A 20,221-nucleotide genomic window follows, 5' to 3' on the forward strand; every position below is an offset into this window, starting at 1 on the left:
CCCCCTTGCCCGCCACCGCCACCGCCACCGCCACCGCCACCGCCGGACTGGTTCTTCTGCGCCTCGTCCTTCTGACGCTTCAAGATCTGCTGCACGAGATCGCGGTTGAAGAGGGCGTCGGCATGGGTGGAATCGGCCTTCAACGCCGCGTCATAGGCGGAGATGGCCTGCTCCAGCTTGCCGGCGCGGGCGAGGGCGTTGCCGCGATTGTAGTCGCCGCCCGGCACGCCGGCGAAGGCGGCGGCGGCCTCCTCATAGCCGCCATCCTTGTAGAGCGCGCTCGCGCGCCATTCCGGATTGTCGAAGCGGCGGGCGGCACCCGCATAATCGCCCTTGGCATAAGCCTCCGCGCCCTGCTGGTCGGGTCGCCACCACAGGTCGGCCCAGCGCGTGTCCTCGGCTGGCACCGGAGGCGCGGAGGGGGCGGGCGGCGGATCGAATCCCTGCGCCATCACCCGCCCCTGTGGCAGCGCCAGGAGGCCAAGCAGCAGCACCAGGATGAAGCCGCGCCGGAACGCCAGCGGCGCCAGCACCAGCAGCACCACCACCAGATAGGGGCCGGCATCGGCCCATTGGTCGGCGGTCATGCCGCTGTCCTGCAACGGGTTGCCCGCGCGCGGGTCGAACGCTGAGGACAGGACCGCGTCGAGGTCGCGGCCATCCACGGTCAGGAGCGTGAAGGTGCCGCTGCCATCGGCCGCGAGCTGGGTCAGGCGGGCCTTGTCCATGCGGGTCAGCACCGGATCGCCGGCAGCCCCGCGCATGACGCTCCCGTCCGGCTCCTTCAGCGGGCTGCCGGTGACGGTGCCGACGCCGATGACGCTCAGCCGATAACCCGCCTTGGCCGCCGCCTCGGCCGCCGCGCGGGTCTTGTCAGGGTCATCCCCCATGCCGTCGGTGACAAGCACGATGCGCCCGGCGCGGGCGTTCGCCCCCTGCAAAAGCTCCACCGCCTTGGCGATGGCGAGATCCGGCCGGTTGGCGGCCACCGGCATCAGGTCGGTGGCCAGTTCCGGCAGCATCTGGCCGATGATGCGCCCGTCCTCGGTGAGCGGGGCGGCCACGAACGGCACGTCGGCATAGACAATCAGCCCCACCTGCCCGCCGCGCATGCGCGACAGCACGTCGTCCAGCTTGTGGCGGGCGGCGGTGAGGCGGCTCGGCGACTGGTCGGTCGCGTCCATGGAACGGCCGAGGCTGAGCACCATCACCGTGGGGTCGAGCCGGTCGAGGGCGGGCGCGGGCAGCTTCTGCCAGGTGGGTCCCGCCATGGCGAGAGCGGCCAGGACCCAGCCGAAAAGGAGCAGCCCCAGCGGCCAGCGCCGGTCTCCGCCCTCGCCCTTCATGGCCAGATGGCGCAGAAGGTGGGCATCCACCAGGCCGCGCCAATCCTCCCGCCCCGCCCGCAGCGCCCGCCAGCCGAGGAGCGCGAACACCAGCGCCGGCGCCAGGGCCAGCAGCCAGAACGGCCGCAGGAAATGGAAATCCGCCGGGGTCACCGCCGCGCCTCCTCGATCGGCGCGGCCAGGGTCCCGCCACGCGGCACGCCCTGCGGTCGCAACACCCCGGCCCCCAAAAGGAAGGACAGCACCAGGGCCGCACCGAGCGGCCATTGGAACAGGGCCTGGGTGGCATTCAGATAGAGCGGATCACCCGCCACCGGCTCCAGCCGGTCGATATCGGCATAGATGCCGGCGAGACCCTGCACGTCGCGGGCGCGGAAATAGCGGCCGCCGGTGATGGCGGCAATCTTGCGCAGGGCATCCTCGTCGAGGTCGCTCGGCATGTTCACCATCCAAGGGTTCATGGCTCGCGGGTCGGCGCCCACGCCGATGGTGTAGATCTTCACATGCTCCCGCGCCGCCAGCTCGGCCGCCTGAAGCGGATTGAGCATGCCGGCGGTGTTGGCGCCGTCGGTGAGCAGGATCAGCACCCGCTGGTCGTCGGGCCGGTTGCGCAAGGTCTTGATGGCTAGGCCGATGGCATCGCCGATGGCGGTTTCCTGCCCGGTCATGCCGATGCTGGAGGCCGCGAGCAGCTCGCGCACCACGTTGCGGTCGAATGTCAGGGGCGCCTGCACATAGGCGCGGGTGCCGAACAGGATCAGCCCCACCCGGTCACCGACGCGGCGTGCGATGAAGTCGTCGGCCACCGCCTTCACCACCGACAACCGGTCCATGGGAACGCCGCCCACGGAGAAATCCTGCCGTGCCATCGAGCCGGAGAGGTCCACCGCCAGCATCAGGTCGCGTCCCTCCACCGGCACTGCGATCGGCGGCCCCACATAGGTCGGCCGCGCCGCCGCCGTCACCAGCAGCAGCCAGATGAGGGTGAGCAGCAGCCCCCGCCACAGGTGCCCGGCGCCGCCCCGGCCGCCGACGAGGCCCGCCGCCCGCAGCTCCCGGAAGAAGGGCACCTTGAGCGCACCCGCCTTCGGGGTCGGCGCCGCCGGAAGCGCCAGCCAGGCAAGAAGCGGCAACGGCAGCAGGAAGAACGCCCAGAGCCATTGAAAGGTGATCATGCGTGGCCCCGGATCCAGCGCCGCACCGCCGCCACCAGGGCCGCGCGGTCGATCTCCGCCGCCTCCGGCGCGCCCGGCGGCAGATAGGGCGCCAGGGCGAGAAAGCGGGCGATGTCGGCGGGCACCCCCTTCGGTCCGGCGCCCACGAAGCGGGCGAAAGCCGCGCCGGTGAAGGCGGCGGCGGGGGAGTGGGGATCGCGGCTCAACAATACCCGCCGGACCAGCACCGCCGCCGCCGCGCCCACGGCGCGGGTGTCGCCGTCGCGGGCCACCACCTTGAAGGCCTGGAGCGCGCGATAGGACAGGGTCTGCCGCCGCCGCCATTCCAGAAAGAGGCCGATCAGCACCGCCACCAGCACCAGCCCGGCCACCGCGAACCAGCCCGGCGCCGGCGGCCAGAACGGCACCGCCTCCGGTAGATGGATGTCATGCAGCGTTGCGAGTGGATCGGCGCCGGGATCGAGCGAGACCTTCGGGCTCTGAGGCAGAAGAAGATCCTGTGCCATCAGGCCACCCCCCGGCGCGACGCGCGACCGGGTCCCAGCCGCTCGGGATGGAGGAGATCGGCCGCGTCCTGCCCCGTCTCCAGGGGCACAAAAGCCATGCCATGGGGCCGGCAGAACAGCTCGATGCGCGCCCGGCGGGCGGCGAACCGCTCGGCATAGGCGGCCGCCACATCGCCGCGCCCCATGTCGAGCCGCGCCACGGCGGCACCGTCGCTGATGCGATAGCTGCCACGCGGCGGCAGGCGCGCCTCCAGCGGATCATAGGTGAAGATGGCGGTGACCTGGCTGGCGTGGGACAGCCGGTTCAGCTCGCGGGCGGCGGCGGCGTTGAAATCGGCGAAGTCGCTGGCGAGGAACACCAGCGTGCCCGGCCGCGCCGCGCCCCGCAGGCGGGCCAGCGCCTCGGCGAGGGTTGGCTCGGCGCCCTCCCCCTCCTGACCGAAGCCCTCGGCAGTGGCCTGCGCCACCGCCTTGACGAAATGCAGGATGCGCCGCCGGCTGCGCTCGGGCCGGAAGGCGGATAACCCGAACGGCGTCAGGACCACGCCGCCCACCCGGTCGCCCCCGGCGATCGCCACCCAGGTGAGCACCGCCGCGGCGCGCGCCGCCAGCACCGACTTGAAGCAATCGCGGGTGCCGAAGCGCATGGAGCGGCGCGCGTCCACCAGCAGCAGCACCGGCCGCTCGCGCTCCTCCTGGAACAATTTGGTGTGGGCCTTGCCGGTGCGGGCGGTCACCCGCCAATCGATGGTGCGGATGTCGTCGCCCGGCTGGTAGGCGCGCACCTCGTCGAACTCCATGCCGCGGCCGCGGAAGGAGGAGCGGTGGCCGCCGAACTGGTGGGTGCGCACCTTGCCTCCGGGCGCAAATCCACCCACCCCGTCGCCGGGCCGGACCGCCACCAGCTCCTCGAGGCTGGCGACCAGACCATACAGGGGATCGGTTGTTGTCTCGGGCGGCATGGGCGGGACGTCAGCTCACCGGGACGCGGGCGATGAGGGCATCCAGGAAGTCGTCGGCGCTCATACCGTCGGCCTCGGCCTCGAAGGTCATCAGAACGCGGTGCCGCAGCACCGGCTTGGCCACCACCTGCACGTCTTCCGGGGTCACGAAATCGCGGCCGCGCAGCCAGGCATGGGCGCGCGCGCACCGGTCGAGGGCGATGGAGCCGCGCGGGCTCGCCCCGAACGACACCAGCCCGTCAAGGTCGTCCCCGTAGAGGTTGGGATTGCGGGTCGCGAACACGAATTGCAGCAGATACTCCTCCACCGCCTCCGACATATAGGTCGAGAGCGCGGCCCGGCGGGCGGCGAAGATGGTGCCCTGGGACAAGGGCGCCCCGAACTTCAAGACCTCGCCCTGCGCCTCCCCGCGCACCAGGCGCAGGATGCGGCGCTCGGCGTCGAGGTCCGGATAGTCGATCTTCACATGCAGCAGGAAGCGGTCGAGCTGCGCCTCGGGCAACGGATAGGTGCCCTCCTGCTCGATCGGGTTCTGGGTGGCCATCACCAGGAACAGCTTGGGCAGGACATAGGTGACGCCGCCCACCGTCACCTGACGCTCGGCCATGGCCTCCAGCAGCGCCGCCTGCACCTTGGCCGGGGCGCGGTTGATCTCGTCGGCGAGGATGAAATTGTGGAACACCGGACCCGGCTGGAAGCGGAAGCTGCCGTCCTCCGGCCGGAAGATGTCAGTGCCGGTCAGGTCGGAGGGCAGGAGGTCCGGCGTGAACTGGATGCGCTGGTCGTCGCAGTCGATGGCCTTGGCGAGCGCCTTGATGGCCTTGGTCTTGGCAAGGCCCGGCGCGCCCTCCACCAACAGATGCCCGTCCGCCAGCACCGCCACCAGCAGCAGATCCACGAACGCCGGCTGACCGAGAATGCTGGCATTCATGTGATCGGCGAGGCGCGCGAAAGCGCCGGCAAGGTCCGCCGCGGCGTGCGCACCGGGGTCAAAGGCAGCTTCGGAGGTCGAGGGCATTGCGGGGTCTGTCCAGTTCGGGCCGTCGAATGGGAACCTTATAACGCCACCGCGGCGCAATACGCAGTGTTCCGAACCCCATTCTTTACACGCCAGCTTTACCTTCTCGCGCGCGCGGGAGCGAACCGGAAACAGACTGCGGCAAGAATACGCAGATCGTCCCGGTACGGGTGCGAAGTCGCACCGCTGCAGGATTATGACGCCAAACTCCCCGGGCCGCCGTGACGATGCCACGGGATGGCCCCGGCTTGTCGTGACCGCGGTCCACACCCAGTTGTGAAGGCGAAGGCCGGTGCAGGCGTCGAACAGGTGTGTATGACCAGGCATCGGCATCGGGCATGATTGGGGGAGCGGGAGAAACATCACCTTACGTCATGACGGCCGTTCGCCGCAGTGCGAAGGCGCGGTGCATCACGGTCGGTAATCCACTCCCGCCGGCTCCGGCGGCTGTGGACAGGTTTCGCCCGCGTCGCTCCTTATTCTTGCCTTTTCAATCTGTTCCGGTCGCCGTAAAGAGATTGGTTACGAAACCGGCATAGGGTCCCGGCGAGTGCGCCAAGGGGGTGCCAAGCGGGTGCCGAGGGGGGTGCCGCAGCGCGGTACAGGATTTGGCTCCACCGCTTTTCCTCGCCCGAGGGAGGAGCATTGCGAGACGAATTTCGGGTCGGACGCGTGTGGTGATCGTGGACTGGCGTCAGGGAAGCGGGTCTCATCTTCAGGAGGACCCGGACAAGATCGGCACCGAGAGTTCGGCGCGGCGCGGCGACATCGCGGTGGCACGGGCTCCGGCGCATCGGAGCCCAGGGGATAACGAGGCCGCATTTCAAGCGACGGGGGTCATGGCGGAACCGGATTGGACAACGGACCCGGACATGGATGATGCGGCACCGCAGCGCCGGTGGCGCACGTCGCATGTGGTGGCGGCGGGCCTGCTGGGCCTGTCGGTGGTGGCCGCGGGCGTCGTGGCCGCCACGACCGGCTTTGCCCGCATCGATCCGGAGCCCCGCATCGATGGCGCCGCCATCCAATCCATGATCCGGTCCGGTCCACGCAGCTTCACCCTCGCCAGCGCCGCCGATCCCCTGAGCCGCACCGACGGCCTGCCGGCCTCCGGCACCCTGGCCATCAATTCCTATTGGATCCTCGGACCCGAGCTGGCCGCGCCGCCCACCACCTTCGTGCTGGTGCGCCTTTCGGATTCGCCTGATCCTGAGCGCGATGCCCGCATCGCCGCCATCATTGTCGAAAGCGTGCCGGTACCTTCCCGCAATCCGCTGATGGCTGGACGGATCCCGGAAGTGGAGCCGCGCGCGGTGCCGCTGCCGCTCGGCAATCCGCTGCTGCGCGGCCGCCGGCAGCTCGCCTCCCTGACACCCATGGACGTGCCCGAGGTGGCGCCGCCGCCCGCGAACCGTCCCACGGAGCCGCCGCCGGCGCCGAAGACACCGGACTCCGCCGCCCAGGACATCCCCCTACCCACGCCGGGCAGCGGCTTCGCCCTCTATGATATCGAGGGGCGGGCCCTGTACATGCCGAACGGCGAGAAGCTGGAAGCCCATTCCGGCTATGGCGAGGCCATGGACGACATCCGTCAGGTGGCGCTGAAGATGCGCGGGCCGACCCCGCCCAACGTCTATACCCTGCGCACGCGCGAGGCGCTGTTCCACGGCGTGGAAACCCTGCGCCTGACACCCATGGGCAGCAACAAGATGTATGGCCGCGACGGCTTCCTGATCCATCCCTTCATGATGGGTCCGCGCGGCGATTCCAACGGTTGCGTCTCCGTGAAGGAGCACGACAAGGTGCTGGCCGCCTATCGCCGGGGGGAATTGAAGAAGCTGGTGGTGGTCTCCCGCCTGCCCAACAGCCAAAAGCCCGCACCCTCTCTGCTGTCGTGGCTGCTGCCGAAGCAGCAGCCGGAAACGCCCGCGCCCTAAACTCGGCCCGCAACTTGGCCCGCTGATCGGACCTGCGCGCCGCGACGCACAAGCCCTGGGCCGACGGGGCGATCGCCAACCGGGAACGATCTGGCCGCGCGCAGGCCCGCCTTACTTTCGCTTAATCCTTTTATTCACACGCCTTTTCGGCCGGGCGGCGGTCGGCAGCGCCGGACGACGCGCGGCGCGGCGGGCATGACCTGCGCGCCCGCCACCGCACCCCGCGTCGCCGGGCCTGCCGATTCCTCAGCGCTTGACTTTCGATATATCTAAAGATACATCTGCGCCAGATCATATCTAAAGACATATCTTAGGAGTCTAAAAATGTTTGGATGCAGACCCTTTCGTCCCGAGGCCCGGTGCGCCGGAGAAGGTGGGCCGGGTGACATGCGCGGCCCGCGCGGCGGGCGTGGGCGGGGTGGTGGTGGCGGCGACATGTTCCGCATCGGCCGCATGCTGGCCCATGGCGACCTGAAGCTGCTGGCCCTCGCGCTCATCGCCGAGCAGCCGCGCCACGGCTACGAACTCATCAAGGTGATCGAGGAGAAGACCACCGGCTGGTATTCGCCGAGCCCAGGCGTGGTCTATCCCACCCTCACCTTCCTGGAGGAGGCGGGCTATGTGACCGCCGAGCCGGACGGCGCCAAAAAGCTCTATGCGATCACCCAGGAGGGCCGCGCCTATCTGGAGCAGAACCGCGATTTCGCGGAGGCCATCATGGGCCGCCTGTCGCAGATCGGCGACAAGATGAGCCGCGTGCGCAAATGGATGGGTTGGAGCGAGAGCGGCCCCAACGCGGGCGCCGACCTGCCCCGGCTGGTGGAAGCCGCCATCGAGAACCTGCGCGATGTGGCCCGGCAGAAGCTGGATCAGAGCCGCTCGGCCGAAACCCGCATCGTGGAGATCCTCGCCCGCGCCGCCAGCGACATCCGCGAGGCCTGATCGCGGCCTGATCGTCCTGGGCCGGGGCGCGCGGGTCCGTCCCCGGCCCCTCTCGGAACCCCATTCCGGGCGCCACATTTGCGATGTGGCGCCCGGCGCTTTATTGAGCGCGCACGAGCGCGCCCTCCCGCGCGCTGCCCTGGGCTTTTCCATGCTTCCTCCCGACACCGGCCTTCCCTTCGACGACATCCGCGCCCTCATCGCCACCATGCCCGGCCCCGACGAGGGCGCTCGCGGCGCGGCCCTGAAGCGCCAGGGCGAGCTGGTGAAGCCGCCGGGCGCCCTCGGCCGACTGGAAGAGATCGCGGTCCATGTCGCCACTTGGCAGGGCAATTCCATGCCCACCGTCAACCGGCCCATGGTGGCGGTGTTTGCCGCCACCCATGGCGTGGCCGATCGCGGGGTCTCGCCCTATCCGGGTGCGGTGACGCGCCAGATGCTGGACGCCTTCGGCACCGGCAAGGCAGCCGTGAACCAGATCTGCGCGACCTTCGACGCGGGGCTGCGGGTGTTCGACCTCGCCCTCGACTACCCGACCCCCGACATCAGCCGCGAACCGGCACTGGACGAGAAGGCCTGCGCCGCCACCATGGCGTTCGGCATGGAAGCCATCGCCGGGGGCTCCGATCTCCTGTGCCTGGGCGAGATGGGCATCGGCAACACCACCATCGCCGCCGCCATCTGCCATGGCCTGTATGGCGGCACGGCCGAGGAATGGGTCGGCGCCGGCACCGGCTCCACCGGCGATGTGCTCGCCCGCAAGATCGAGGTGGTGCGCGCCGCGGTCGCCCTGCACAAGGACCACCTCGACGACCCGCTGGAGCTGCTGCGCCGGCTCGGCGGGCGCGAGCTCGCCGCCATGGCCGGCGCCATCCTGGCGGCCCGGCACGAAAAGGTTCCGGTGATCCTCGACGGCTATGTGGTCACCGCCGCGGCGGCGGTGCTGCACGCGCTCGATTCCACCGCCCTCGACCATTGCCTCGCCGGCCACGTCTCCGCCGAGAAGGCCCACGGGGCGGTTCTGGAGCGGCTGGGGTTGAAGCCCATCCTCGACCTCGGCATGCGGCTCGGAGAAGGCTCGGGCGCCGCGCTCGCCATCGGCGTGGTGAAGGCGGCGGTGGCCTGCCACCGGGGCATGGCCACCTTCGCCGAGGCCGGCGTGTCTCAGGACGGTTGACCACGGCGGCGCCGGAACCCACCGGCGCCCCATGTCCACAGTTTCCAAACCCCGCATTTGCCGGTAGGATTAAAGCTTCTGACAGCCAACGAGGGGGCGAACCGATCCGGCGTCACGAGCCCGTCGTGCCCGCGCGCGATGGTGTGAGCCGGTAGAACACGCGATCCATGCAGAAGCCCCGCAAGCTTTACGTAAAATCCTTCGGATGCCAGATGAACGTCTACGATTCCCAGCGTATGGCGGACACCCTGGCGCGCGAGGGCTATGTGGAGACGCAGGAGCCGGCCGACGCCGACCTCGTCATTCTCAACACATGCCACATCCGCGAGAAGGCCGCCGAAAAGGTCTATTCGGAGCTGGGGCGCCTGCGCAAAGCAAAGCAGGAGGCGGGTTCCGACACCATGATCGCGGTAGCCGGCTGCGTCGCCCAGGCCGAGGGCGCCGAGATCATGCGCCGCGCCCCGGTGGTGGACCTCGTGGTCGGCCCCCAGAGCTACCATCGCCTGCCCGAGCTGCTGGCCGAGGCGAAGACTGGCAAGCGCATGGTCGACACCGATTTTCCGGTGGACGACAAATTCGACCACCTGCCCGCGCCGAGCCGCGCCGCCACCCGCTCCCGCGGGCCGGCCGCCTTCGTCACCGTGCAGGAAGGCTGCGACAAGTTCTGCACGTTCTGCGTGGTGCCCTACACGCGTGGCGCCGAGATGTCGCGCCCGGTGGCCAAGATCGTCGATGAAGCCACCCGGCTGGTGGACCAGGGCGTGCGCGAGATCACCCTCATCGGCCAGAACGTCAACGCCTTCCACGGGACGGGCGAAGACGGCGCCACCTGGGGCTTGGCCCGGCTGCTGGAGCGGCTCGCCCGGATCGAGGGCCTCGCCCGGCTGCGCTACACCACCTCCCATCCGCGCGACATGGACGATGCGCTGATTGCCGCCCATCGCGACCTGCCGCAGCTCATGCCCTATCTGCATCTGCCGGTGCAGTCCGGCTCCGACCGGATCCTGGCCGCCATGAACCGCAAGCACGGGCGCGAGGACTTCTTCGCCATCGTCGCGAAAATGCGCGCCGCGCGGCCGGATCTGGCCCTGTCCTCCGACTTCATCGTCGGCTTCCCCGGCGAGACCGACGCCGATTTCGCGGACACCATGGACTTGGTGCACCAAGCCCGCTTCGCCAGCGCCTATTCCTTCAAATATAGCCCGCGGCCGGGCACGCCCGCCGCCGACCACGCCGCCCAGGTGCCGGAAGAGCTGAAGGCGGAACGCCTCGCGCTCCTGCAAAAGGAGCTGGAAGCCTCCAAGGCCGCCTTCGACGCCGCCTGCCGCGGTCGCACCTTCGACATCCTGCTGGAGAAACCGGGTCGGCAGCCGGGCCAGCTCATCGGCCGTTCACCCTACCTTCAGAGCGTGGTCGTGAACAACCCGCCCGCCCCGATCGGCGACATCATCACCGTCACCATCACCGACGTGGGCCCCAACAGCCTCGCCGGCCGCTGCGACGCGCGCGCCGCCTCGGACATCGCCCCTTCCCGTGGTTCGGCGGCCCAACCGGCGCCTTTGGAGGCTTAGAGCTTGCGCAGACCCGGCAGCGACCGCCCCGATCGTCCCGCGACCGGCCCCACCCCCGCGGCGGTGAAGGCCCCCTGGGCCGCAGCGGAAGACGAAGTCCCCACCCATGTGGTGCTCGCCTTCGACGACAACCGCCTCGCCACCCAGCTCTTCGGTCATTACGGGCGCAACCTCGCCCTGATCGAGCGCAAGCTGGGCGTGAAGGCCGATTCGCGCGGCAATCACGTCACCCTCGAAGGCGGCCGCGAGGGCTGCGAGCAGGCGCGTGCGGTGTTGGAGCACCTCTATGAGGCGCTCAGAAAGGGCCGCGACATTGCCCAAGGGGATGTGGACGGGGCGATTCGAGAAGTGACCTCGCAAGGCTCCCTGTTCGACTTCGATCCGGCGGCCCAGCGCCAGTCCTTCGACGAGATCCAGCTCCGGCGCCGCCCGGTGCGTGCGCGCACCCCGGCGCAGGATGCCTATATCCGCGCCCTCAAACGGCATACCCTGGTGTTCGGGGTGGGTCCCGCCGGCACCGGCAAGACCTGGCTGGCGGTGGCCTATGCGGTGCACCTGCTGGAGCGGCGCATGGTGGACCGCATCATCCTGTCCCGGCCAGCGGTGGAAGCCGGCGAGCGGCTCGGCTTCCTGCCCGGCGACATGAAGGAAAAGGTCGATCCGTACCTGCGACCGATCTACGACGCCCTGAACGACCTGATGGACCGCGCGTTCGTGGAACGGGCGCTGCAATCGGGCGAGATCGAGATCGCGCCGCTCGCGTTCATGCGTGGGCGCACGCTCTCCAACGCCGCCGTGATCCTGGACGAGGCGCAGAACGCCACCTCCATGCAGATGAAGATGTTTTTGACCCGCCTCGGCGAAAACTCGCACATGATCGTCACCGGCGATCCGAGCCAGACCGACCTGCCCGGCGCCCAGGTTTCGGGCCTTGCGGAAGCGGTGGGCCTGCTCGGTGGCGTGGAGGGCATTGGCGTGTGCACCTTCAAGGCCGAGGACGTGGTGCGCCATGAGCTGGTCGGACGCATCGTCGCCGCTTATGAGCAGGCGAGCGCCCCGCGCAATCTCAGGATCGAGGGCTGAGCCATGCCGGATACCGACGCCCTGCCGCCCGACGCCGTCGAGATCGACGTGCTGGTGGAAGTCCCCCTGTGGTCCGCCCTCCCCGATGCCGAGGGCATCGCGGTGGGGGCCGCGCTGGCGGCGCTCGCCGCGGTGAGCGAGGAGGTGCCCGCCCCCGCGGAAATGAGCATCACCCTCACCGACGATGCCCACATCCAGGTGCTGAACCGCGAGTGGCGCGACATCGACAAGCCCACCAACGTCCTGTCCTTCCCGGCCCCGGACCTGCCGGACGATGTGGACGACGCCCCCCAGCCCCTCGGCGACGTCATCGTCGCCTATGAGACGCTGACGCGGGAGGCCGAGCTGGAAGGCAAGGTGGTGGCACACCATCTCACCCATCTGGTGGTGCATGGAACCCTGCACCTGCTAGGGTACGACCATCTCGACGACGACGAAGCAGAAGAAATGGAGGGCTTGGAGCGCCAGATCCTCGACGGGCTCGGGATCGATGATCCCTACCGCCTGCCGCAGGACGGTGGCTAAAGCTGAAGAGAGGCCATGGCCAACACCGACCAACCGACCGAGACCAGCTCCGCGGAGCCGCAAAGTTTTCTCGATCGATTGCGTGCCCTCCTCGGCACGTTCCGACCGCACGGCTCACTCCGCACAGATCTGACGGAGGTGCTGGACGCGGCGAGCGCGCCCGGGGAGGACAGCGAGTTCACGCCCGCCGAACGCAAGATGTTGCGCAACATCCTGCATCTGAAGGAGGTGGGCATCGGCGACATCATGGTGCCCCGCGCCGAGATTGTTGCCGTGCGCAAGGACATCTCCCTGGGCGAGTTGCTCAAGGTCTTCGTGTCCGACGCCCATTCGCGGCTCGTGGTCTATGACGAGACCCTCGACGACCCGGTGGGCATGGTGCATCTGCGCGACCTCATCGCCTTCGTCGCCAGCGGCATCGCGTCGAGCGCGCCCGGCGCCAAGCTCGATCTCTCGGCGGTCGATCTCGACCGCACCCTGGAAGACGCCGGCCTCACCCGCCGCCTGCTCTATGTGCCGCCCTCCATGCCGGCGGTGGACCTGCTCGTGTCCATGCAGGCGGCGCGCACGCACCTTGCGCTGGTGATCGACGAATACGGCGGCACCGATGGCCTCGTCTCCATCGAGGATGTGGTGGAGGAGATCGTCGGCGAGATCGAGGACGAGCATGACGACACCGCCGAGAGCCGGCTCGAGGTGCAGCCCGACGGCAGCTTCATGGTGGACGCCCGGGCCCCGCTCGAATCGGTGGTGGAGGTGCTGGGCCCCGGCTTCGCCTCGGAAGAGGAGCTGGAGGAGGTGGACAGCCTCGGCGGCCTGGTGGTTCGGCTCGCCGCGCGCGTGCCCCAGGAAGGGGAGGTCATCACTTTGCCGGGTCAATACCAACTTGAGGTTGTGGAGGCCGATCCTCGCCGGGTGAAGAAGCTGCGCATCATTCCGCCGGCGCGGCCCGGTGTCCGGGAAGACGCGGTGGCCGCCGGCGACGCATGACACAGCGGTTGCTCCCGGCGGGCGCGGGGACCGGCCGCCCGGATGAGGTGGCGCCTTGGGCCGCCGCGAAAACGTGCGCCATGTACCGAGGGGCGCCCGCATGACCATTGCGCCGCCGCTGTCGCCCGCCGCTACCGGCGCCCCGATGACCGGACCGGTCCGGCGGCTCGCTTCACGGCTGCGGGGCCTGCGCGACCTGTCCGGCTGGCGGCGCGCCGCTGCCGCCATGGTCGCGGGCGCGTTCGGCGCGCTCGCCATGCCCCCGTTCGGCGTGTGGCCGGCTCTCGCGGTCAGCTTTCCGGTGCTGGTGCTGCTGCTGGACGGGACCCGCGGTCGCCTCTGGCCGGGGCTCAAGGCGGCCGCCGGCATCGGCTGGGCCTTCGGCTTCGGCTATTTCCTGGCCTCCCTGTGGTGGATCGGCGCCGCCTTCCTGGTGGAAGCCGATGTCTTCGCCTGGCTCCTGCCGTTCGCCGTTCTCGCCATGCCCGCCGGGCTCGGCCTGTTCACCGCCTTCGGCGCGGTTCTGGCCCGGCTGCTGTGGTCCGAGGGGCCGTTGCGGCTGTTCGCCTTCGCCTTCGCCTTCACCACCGCCGAATGGCTGCGCGGGCATGTGCTCACCGGCTTTCCGTGGAACACCTTCGGCTATGCGTTCGCCCAATGGCTGCCGCTGACGCAGAGCGCGGCGCTGGTAGGCGCCTATGGTCTGACCTTCTTCGCGCTGCTGCTGCTGGCAACACCGGTGCTTACCCTCAGCCGGCGCCGGTGGGAACGCGCGGGCATCTTGGCGGCGGCGCTGCTGATCGCCACCGCGGCCGCCTGGGGCGCCACCCGCCTGAACGCGGAGACGCCCCGGTTCGTGCCCGACGTGCGGTTGCGGATCATGCAGCCCGACCTGCCGCAGGACCAGAAGTTCAATTACAGCCGGCGGCAGGACGTCCTGGCCAGCTATCTGACCCAGAGCGCGGAGGCGTCAGCGACCTATCCCAACGGCCTTCAGGACGTCACCGTCCTGATCTGGCCCGAAAGCGCCCTGCCCTTCATCTATGAGCGCGAGCCGTGGGCCGCCGCGGCGATCGCCGCCACCCTTCCGGCCAACGTCACCCTGGTGACCGGCGCGGTGCGCTACGGGGCGCCGCCGAAAGGCCAGCATTCCCCGTTCTTCAATTCCGTCCGGGTGATCGACCACGATGGAAACGTGCTGCGCAGCACCGACAAGTCCCACCTTGTTCCGTTCGGCGAATACTTGCCCTTGCAGGATGTTCTCGAACAGCTCGGTGTGGAACAACTCACGCGTGTGCGTGGAGGATTTTCAGCGGCGGGCGCGCTGCGCGCCCTGGAGGTGCCCGGCCTGCCCCGCGTCGCGCCATTGGTATGTTACGAAATTATCTTTCCGGGCAATGTGATTCCCCAAGGGGAAAGGCCGCAAGTGCTTCTCAATCTGACGAATGACGGATGGTTCGGATTGACCCCTGGACCCTACCAGCACTTTGTTCAGGCACGCTTGCGGGCGGTCGAGGAGGGCCTGCCGCTGGTGCGTGCCGCGAACACCGGCATCTCTGCAATCATCGACCCCATGGGGCGAATCGTCGCAATGGGACAACTCGGTGCGCGCACCCTGGTGGACGGGCCCCTTCCCCAAGCCCTGGAAACACTTCCCCTTGCTGCGGTGCATGCCAAACTGGTCCTATTGTGGGTGCAATTTTCCAGTCTTCTCCTTGCGCTGTTACCTCTCGCAGGGCGTATTGCACGCAAAAGTTGATCGACGCTTTCCCGTTGTGTGCCTATGTTCGCCGTCAATCAGGGCAGCCTTCGCATTGCGAAGTCAAAATACTCTTTTCCGACATAGCCGGAGAGACCATGGCCAAGAAGGCGCCGAACCCTATCGATAAACATGTTGGCTCGCGCGTGCGGATGCGTCGAATGATGATCAGCATGAGCCAAGAGAAACTGGGTGAGCACCTCGGCATCACGTTTCAGCAGATCCAGAAGTACGAGAAGGGGACCAACCGCATCGGGGCGAGCCGATTGCAGCAGATCTCCATCACGCTGGGCGTGCCCGTGGCGTTCTTTTTTGAAGGAGCCCCCACCGTGGGGCCTGAAAGCGACGGTGTCGCGGAGGCGCAGTCCCCCGCATACGTGTCGGATTTTCTGGCCACATCGGACGGGCTCGCTCTCACCCGTAACTTCATGCGCATCTCGGACGCACGCGTCCGTCGGCGCATCGTAGATCTCGTCATCGCCATCGCCGGCGAGGCCGAACCGACCACCTGACGTTCGATTTGACGAACGCCGTTGCCTCGGTGATCTTGACCGCACCCCGCCGCGTTGCGAAAAGCAACAACCGCAACGCGGTGCGGGCGCAAGAAGGGTCAAAACATGGCGCGTCAATCCTACCTTTTCACGAGTGAATCCGTGTCCGAAGGGCATCCGGACAAGGTGTGCGACCGCATCTCCGACGAGGTGGTGGATACGTTCTTCCGAACCGCAGAGTCCGAGGGCTGGGACCCCACTCAGGTCCGCGTCGCCTGCGAAACCCTTGCGACCACGAACAAAGTCGTGATCGCGGGCGAGACTCGCGGTCCCTCGACCATCACCCGCGACCTGATCGCCCATGTCGCGCGGCTCGCCATCAGGGACATCGGCTACGAGCAGGCCGGCTTCCACTGGCAGACCGCCGACATCGACGTGGTGGTGCATTCCCAGTCGGCGGATATCGCCCAGGGCGTGGACATCGCCGGCAACAAGGATGAAGGCGCCGGCGACCAGGGAATCATGTTCGGCTACGCGGTCCGCGAAACCCCGGAGCTGATGCCCGCCCCCATCTATTACGCCCACAAGATCCTGAAGACCCTGGCCGAAGCCCGCCATTCCGGCGCCACCACCGCGCTCGGCCCGGATGCCAAGAGCCAGGTGACCGTGCGCTACGAGAACGGCAAGCCGGCCGGCGTGACGCAGATCGTGCTCTCCACCCAGCACCTGGATGAGCACCTGTCGTCCCAGGACGTGCGCGCCATCGTCGAACCCTACATCCGCTCCACCCTGCCCGATGGCTGGATCTCCAAGGAGACGGTCTGGCACGTCAATCCCACCGGCAAGTTCGTGATCGGCGGACCCGACGGCGACACCGGCCTCACCGGCCGCAAGATCATCGTGGACACTTACGGCGGCGCGGCGCCCCACGGCGGCGGCGCCTTTTCCGGCAAGGATCCCACCAAGGTGGACCGCTCCGCCGCCTATGCTGCCCGCTACCTCGCCAAGAATGTGGTCGCCGCCGGCCTTGCCGATCGCGCCACCATTCAGCTCGCCTATGCCATCGGCGTCTCCGACCCGCTCGCGGTCTATGTGGACCTGCACGGCACCGGCCAGGTGGACGAGGCCAAGCTCGAAGTGGTGCTGCGGGAAGCGGTCAATCTGCGGCCGCGCGGCATCCGCGAGCATTTCGGCCTGTGCAAGCCCATCTATGCCCGCACCGCCTCCTACGGCCATTTCGGCCGCCCCCCGGAGGCCGATGGCGGCTTCTCCTGGGAAAAGACCGACATCGTGGATGCGCTGAAGTCCGCCTTCGCCTGAGCCGGCGCGACGTCAGCTCCACCCCTGGGGCAACCATGGCCGGGCCGCGTCCCGGCCATGTGCGTTTATGCCAAACATCCTTGGCCGACCCTTTCGGCGCCGGTCAAGGACCGGGGCCGATGGTCTGAGAGCGATCCACATCCGCGCCCCGACGTTTGGGTGCGAAGACAGGTGGCGTGAACCGTGGCATCGACCGGTCCGGGGACGCCCGCCTTGCCCTCGCCCACCCGGCACGCCCATGCTATCGCCTCGCCCGCGGGATCCGGCGCGCCGAAGGCACCGGGTCCAGGCATCCCCACCGATCCCTTCCGTGCCGCAGCGGCCGCACGACGAGAGTTCCAGCTTGGCCAATCCCGATATTCGCCCGTCCGCATCTGATCCGCTGAGCCCCGGCGCCTTCTACGGGCGGCGGGTCGGCAAGGCGCTGCGCGCCACCCAGCAGGACGCCATCACGCGCCTGCTGCCCCGGTACCGCTTCACCCTGGAAGACGCGCAGGCACCCGAGCGCCTGTTTTCCGCCCCGCCGGAAACGCTCTGGCTGGAGATCGGGTTCGGCGGCGGTGAGCATCTGCTCGACCACGCCGCGCGCCGGCCCCACACCGGCTTCCTGGGCGTCGAGCCGTTCCTGAACGGCATGGCGCGCATGCTGGTGGATCTCGAAAAGAGCGGGCGCGACAACATCCGCCTGTTCGATGCGGACGCCGCCTTGCTGCTCGATCGGCTCCCGGCGGCGAGCCTTGCGGGCACCGATCTGTTCTATCCCGACCCCTGGCCGAAGACCCGCCATTGGAAGCGCCGGTTCGTGCGTCCGGACAATCTGGACCGCCTCGCACGGGTCATCACCCCCGGCGGCCTCTTCCGCGTAGCGTCGGACGTGCCCGATTATGTGGGCTGGACCCTCGCCACCGTGCGCGCCCACGGTGCCTTCCGCTGGACCGCCGGCACCGCCGCCCATTGGACCACGCCCTATCCGGACTGGCCCGGCACCCGCTATGAGGCGAAAGCCCTGCAGGACGGGCGCATTCCCACCTATCTCACCTTCGTGCGGGCGTGACCTTGTCCCCGGTTGCCCGGCTCCGAAAGGGCGCCCGTCAGCGCCCCTCGCCGGCCGCGGCCAACGCGTCGAGCCCCTCGCGATAGGTGGGGTAGGCGAGTTGCACGCCCAGCGCCGCCTTCAGGCGATGGTTGGACACGCGCTTGCTGGCGCCCCAGAAGCTGAGCGCCATCGGCGTCATGGTGCGCGCAGCCTCGGCGAACGGGATCGCCGGCGGCGGCGCCAGGCCCAGAAGTCCCGCCCCATAGCTCACCGGTTCGCCCGGGGCGGTGGGCAGATCATCCGCCACGTTCAGCACCCCGTCGAACCGCCGGGCCACGACGGCGCCGATCGCCCGGCTGATGTCCTCCACATGGATCCGGTTGAACACCTGCCCCGGCCGATCGATGATCCGGGCTTCCCCCGCCTGGAGCTGGACCAGCACGTTGCGGCCCGGACCGTAGATCCCCGCGAGGCGCAACGCCGCCACCGCCACGCCGTGGCGCCGGCCAAACGCGAACCACGCCGCCTCCGCCGCCAGCCGCCGGTCCAGACGCTCGGTGCCGGCGCGGGCGGGGCTTGCCTCGTCCACCCACCCTCCTTGATGATCGCCGTAGACGCCAAGAGTCGTCAGATAGATCACCTGCCGCAGCCGGCCGGTGGCCAGTGCCGCGCCGGCATGGCGCAGCACCGGGTCTCCGGCCGCGTCCGGGGGCGCGGAGACGATCAGCACCTCAGCCTCGGCGAGAGCGGTCGCGAGCGGCACCGACAGGCGTTCGCCGTCGAACTGAAAGCCCTCCACCTCCGCCGGCAGGGCGGCGACGCCCGCCGGGGAGCGGGCGGTGGCAATCACCCTCTTGAAGGCGTCGGGCCGGGTCGCCACCAGATGCCGGGCGCAATAGCCGAAGCCCACCGCCGCGAGAACGGTCATGCCACGCTCCATGTTTCCACTGGAAACTAATATTATTAGCCGACTTACTCAGCGCGGCCCGCGAGGCAGGCGGCAAGCTGCCGGCGCACCACGGTCTCGGCCGCGCGGGTCACATCCTTGCGGTCGTGGGTGGCGTCGATGCGCAACGGCGGTCCGAAGATCACTTCCACATCGAGCGCGCCCTGGCGCAGCACCGCCAACAGGTGCGGCGCGAGCGCCATGTCGCCATACCACGCCGCCAGCGGCCGGTGACTGCGGCCCATGGGCAGGCCCTGCAGCCCGGTGTAGGCCACCGTCAGCGGTTGCACCACCACTTCATCATGACTGGCGAAGACGTCCCGCACCGCCCCCACCAGGGCCGTGCGGAACGGCAGCAGGCGATTGCCGTCGCCCGACGTGCCTTCCGCGAACACCACCACCGGATCACCATCCACCAGCCGTTCGGCGATCTCGCGGTTGACGGACCCGGTCGCCTGCCGCTTCTGGCGGTCCACGAACACCGTGCGCTGGAACTTCGCCAGAAGGCCGATGAGCGGCCAGGACGCAACCTCGCTCTTGGCCACGAAGAACAGCGGCGTCAGCGACCCGATCACCGGAATATCAAGCCAAGACGCATGGTTGGCGAGAATCAGCAGGGGCCGATGCGGATCCGGCGCGCCCTTCACCGTGACCCGCACGCCGAGCGCCTTCAGCACGATGCGATGATAGACGGCCGGAATGAGCCGGCGTGTCGGCAGGCGCAGCTTCAGGGAAAGCCATTGCAGCGGAATGCCGATGGCGGTGGCAAGCCCGACCCCGGCCAGCACGAGGCCGATCCGCACCCCGTCGAGCACTGCACTCGCGCGCGGACAGTCCAATCCGAGCGCCTGCACCTCTTCCCGCTTGCGCCGGCCGTCGGCCGCCACGTCCGTCACCGGGGGCGGACCGGCTTCAGGCAAGGCAACAGAGCGCACCTGCCGGCGTGAGGTCGTCGCGTCACGCGTGGCCCGTGACCGCCTATTTATCGTCATCATCAAGCGGCACCGCATAAAGCTCCAGGCGGTGCCCGCGCAGCTTGAACCCCAGCCGGCGCGCAATCTCTTCCTGCAGCTTCTCGATTTCCTCGGACTGAAACTCGATGACGGTGCCGGACCTGAGGTCGATCAGGTGATCGTGGTGCTCGTCCGGCATCTGCTCATACCGGGCGCGACCGTCGCCGAAGTCATGCCGCTCGATGATGCCGGCATCCTCCAGCATCTTCACCGTGCGGTAGACGGTGGAAATGGAAATGTTGTCGTCTATGGCGGCCGCGCGGCGGTGCAGTTCCTCCACGTCCGGATGGTCATCCGCACCGGAGAGAACCCGCGCGATCACGCGCCGCTGCTCGGTCATCCGCATGCCCTTGGCCAGGCACGCCTGCTCGATGACACTCATCTTTCCGCTCAAGCGGCACCTCCGCAATGACGGCGCGACATG

19 protein-coding genes are annotated in these 20,221 nt (G+C 68.9%); 11 read left to right on the forward strand and 8 right to left on the reverse strand.

Annotation, left to right across the window (positions count from 1 at the left end):
* From HUW53_RS09010 to HUW53_RS09030, 5 genes are all read right to left on the reverse strand, one after another.
* Positions 1 to 1,499: VWA domain-containing protein (locus tag HUW53_RS09010; RefSeq protein WP_237345423.1), on the reverse strand; the 1,499-nt coding region annotated here is incomplete at its 3' end.
* On the reverse strand, positions 1,496 to 2,521 hold the full coding sequence (locus HUW53_RS09015; RefSeq protein ID WP_237345424.1) for a vWA domain-containing protein: 1,026 nt from the start codon (positions 2,519 to 2,521) through the stop codon (positions 1,496 to 1,498). The genes HUW53_RS09010 and HUW53_RS09015, both read right to left, overlap by 4 nt.
* The gene (locus HUW53_RS09020) at positions 2,518 to 3,027 is read right to left on the reverse strand and encodes a DUF4381 domain-containing protein (RefSeq protein WP_237345425.1); all 510 of its coding nucleotides are present in this window, start codon (positions 3,025 to 3,027) and stop codon (positions 2,518 to 2,520) included. The genes HUW53_RS09015 and HUW53_RS09020 overlap by 4 nt, the downstream gene beginning before the upstream one ends.
* Positions 3,027 to 3,989 (reverse strand): DUF58 domain-containing protein, encoded by a 963-nt coding sequence (locus HUW53_RS09025; RefSeq protein WP_237345426.1) that lies wholly within the window; start codon positions 3,987 to 3,989, stop codon positions 3,027 to 3,029. The genes HUW53_RS09020 and HUW53_RS09025 overlap by 1 nt, the downstream gene beginning before the upstream one ends.
* A 10-nt stretch (positions 3,990 to 3,999) precedes the next feature.
* Positions 4,000 to 4,920, reverse strand: a complete 921-nt coding sequence (locus HUW53_RS09030; RefSeq protein ID WP_237345543.1) for an AAA family ATPase — start codon at positions 4,918 to 4,920, stop codon at positions 4,000 to 4,002.
* 959 nt (positions 4,921 to 5,879) lie between these two features.
* Between HUW53_RS09030 and HUW53_RS09035 the strand changes: the two genes are divergently transcribed.
* From HUW53_RS09035 to trmB, 11 genes are all read left to right on the forward strand, one after another.
* Positions 5,880 to 6,944 (forward strand): DUF2778 domain-containing protein, encoded by a 1,065-nt coding sequence (locus HUW53_RS09035; RefSeq protein ID WP_237345427.1) that lies wholly within the window; start codon positions 5,880 to 5,882, stop codon positions 6,942 to 6,944.
* Between the two features lie 387 nt (positions 6,945 to 7,331).
* The gene (locus HUW53_RS09040; protein WP_237345428.1) at positions 7,332 to 7,886 is read left to right on the forward strand and encodes a PadR family transcriptional regulator; all 555 of its coding nucleotides are present in this window, start codon (positions 7,332 to 7,334) and stop codon (positions 7,884 to 7,886) included.
* A gap of 151 nt (positions 7,887 to 8,037) precedes the next feature.
* The gene (gene cobT / locus HUW53_RS09045) at positions 8,038 to 9,063 is read left to right on the forward strand and encodes a nicotinate-nucleotide--dimethylbenzimidazole phosphoribosyltransferase (protein WP_237345429.1); all 1,026 of its coding nucleotides are present in this window, start codon (positions 8,038 to 8,040) and stop codon (positions 9,061 to 9,063) included.
* A gap of 167 nt (positions 9,064 to 9,230) precedes the next feature.
* Entirely contained in the window at positions 9,231 to 10,634 is a 1,404-nt protein-coding gene (gene miaB / locus HUW53_RS09050) for a tRNA (N6-isopentenyl adenosine(37)-C2)-methylthiotransferase MiaB (protein WP_237345430.1), read from the forward strand.
* Positions 10,635 to 10,697: 63 nt separating this feature from the next.
* Positions 10,698 to 11,717, forward strand: coding sequence for a PhoH family protein (locus tag HUW53_RS09055; protein ID WP_237345544.1), 1,020 nt, complete (start codon positions 10,698 to 10,700; stop codon positions 11,715 to 11,717).
* A gap of 3 nt (positions 11,718 to 11,720) precedes the next feature.
* Positions 11,721 to 12,242, forward strand: a complete 522-nt coding sequence (ybeY, locus tag HUW53_RS09060; RefSeq protein ID WP_237345431.1) for an rRNA maturation RNase YbeY — start codon at positions 11,721 to 11,723, stop codon at positions 12,240 to 12,242.
* 15 nt (positions 12,243 to 12,257) lie between these two features.
* The gene (locus HUW53_RS09065) at positions 12,258 to 13,232 is read left to right on the forward strand and encodes a hemolysin family protein (protein WP_237345432.1); all 975 of its coding nucleotides are present in this window, start codon (positions 12,258 to 12,260) and stop codon (positions 13,230 to 13,232) included.
* Between the two features lie 100 nt (positions 13,233 to 13,332).
* Entirely contained in the window at positions 13,333 to 14,991 is a 1,659-nt protein-coding gene (lnt, locus tag HUW53_RS09070; protein ID WP_237345433.1) for an apolipoprotein N-acyltransferase, read from the forward strand.
* A gap of 98 nt (positions 14,992 to 15,089) precedes the next feature.
* A complete protein-coding gene (locus HUW53_RS09075) occupies positions 15,090 to 15,503 on the forward strand; it encodes a helix-turn-helix domain-containing protein (RefSeq protein ID WP_237345434.1) in 414 nt (137 codons plus the stop codon).
* Between the two features lie 105 nt (positions 15,504 to 15,608).
* The gene (gene metK / locus HUW53_RS09080) at positions 15,609 to 16,802 is read left to right on the forward strand and encodes a methionine adenosyltransferase (RefSeq protein ID WP_237345435.1); all 1,194 of its coding nucleotides are present in this window, start codon (positions 15,609 to 15,611) and stop codon (positions 16,800 to 16,802) included.
* 343 nt (positions 16,803 to 17,145) lie between these two features.
* Complete coding sequence (gene trmB / locus HUW53_RS09085) at positions 17,146 to 17,856, forward strand: tRNA (guanine(46)-N(7))-methyltransferase TrmB (RefSeq protein WP_370877817.1); 711 nt, start codon at positions 17,146 to 17,148, stop codon at positions 17,854 to 17,856.
* A 37-nt stretch (positions 17,857 to 17,893) separates the two neighbouring features.
* On the opposite strand, the gene HUW53_RS09090 is transcribed toward trmB, so the two are convergent.
* From HUW53_RS09090 to HUW53_RS09100, 3 genes are read right to left on the reverse strand one after another with little or no spacing between them, the layout of a single operon-like run.
* Positions 17,894 to 18,766 carry a Rossmann-fold NAD(P)-binding domain-containing protein gene (locus HUW53_RS09090; protein WP_237345436.1) on the reverse strand — a complete coding sequence of 291 codons (873 nt, stop codon included), beginning with the start codon at positions 18,764 to 18,766 and terminating at the stop codon, positions 17,894 to 17,896.
* A 44-nt stretch (positions 18,767 to 18,810) separates the two neighbouring features.
* Positions 18,811 to 19,704, reverse strand: a complete 894-nt coding sequence (gene olsA / locus HUW53_RS09095) for a lyso-ornithine lipid O-acyltransferase (RefSeq protein WP_237345437.1) — start codon at positions 19,702 to 19,704, stop codon at positions 18,811 to 18,813.
* Between the two features lie 58 nt (positions 19,705 to 19,762).
* Positions 19,763 to 20,179: a Fur family transcriptional regulator gene (locus HUW53_RS09100; protein WP_237345438.1), complete on the reverse strand. Its 417-nt coding sequence runs from the start codon at positions 20,177 to 20,179 to the stop codon at positions 19,763 to 19,765.
* Positions 20,180 to 20,221: the final 42 nt, after the last annotated feature.

Source organism: Xanthobacter agilis (genome assembly GCF_021730435.1).
Taxonomy (GTDB): domain Bacteria; phylum Pseudomonadota; class Alphaproteobacteria; order Rhizobiales; family Xanthobacteraceae; genus Xanthobacter; species Xanthobacter agilis.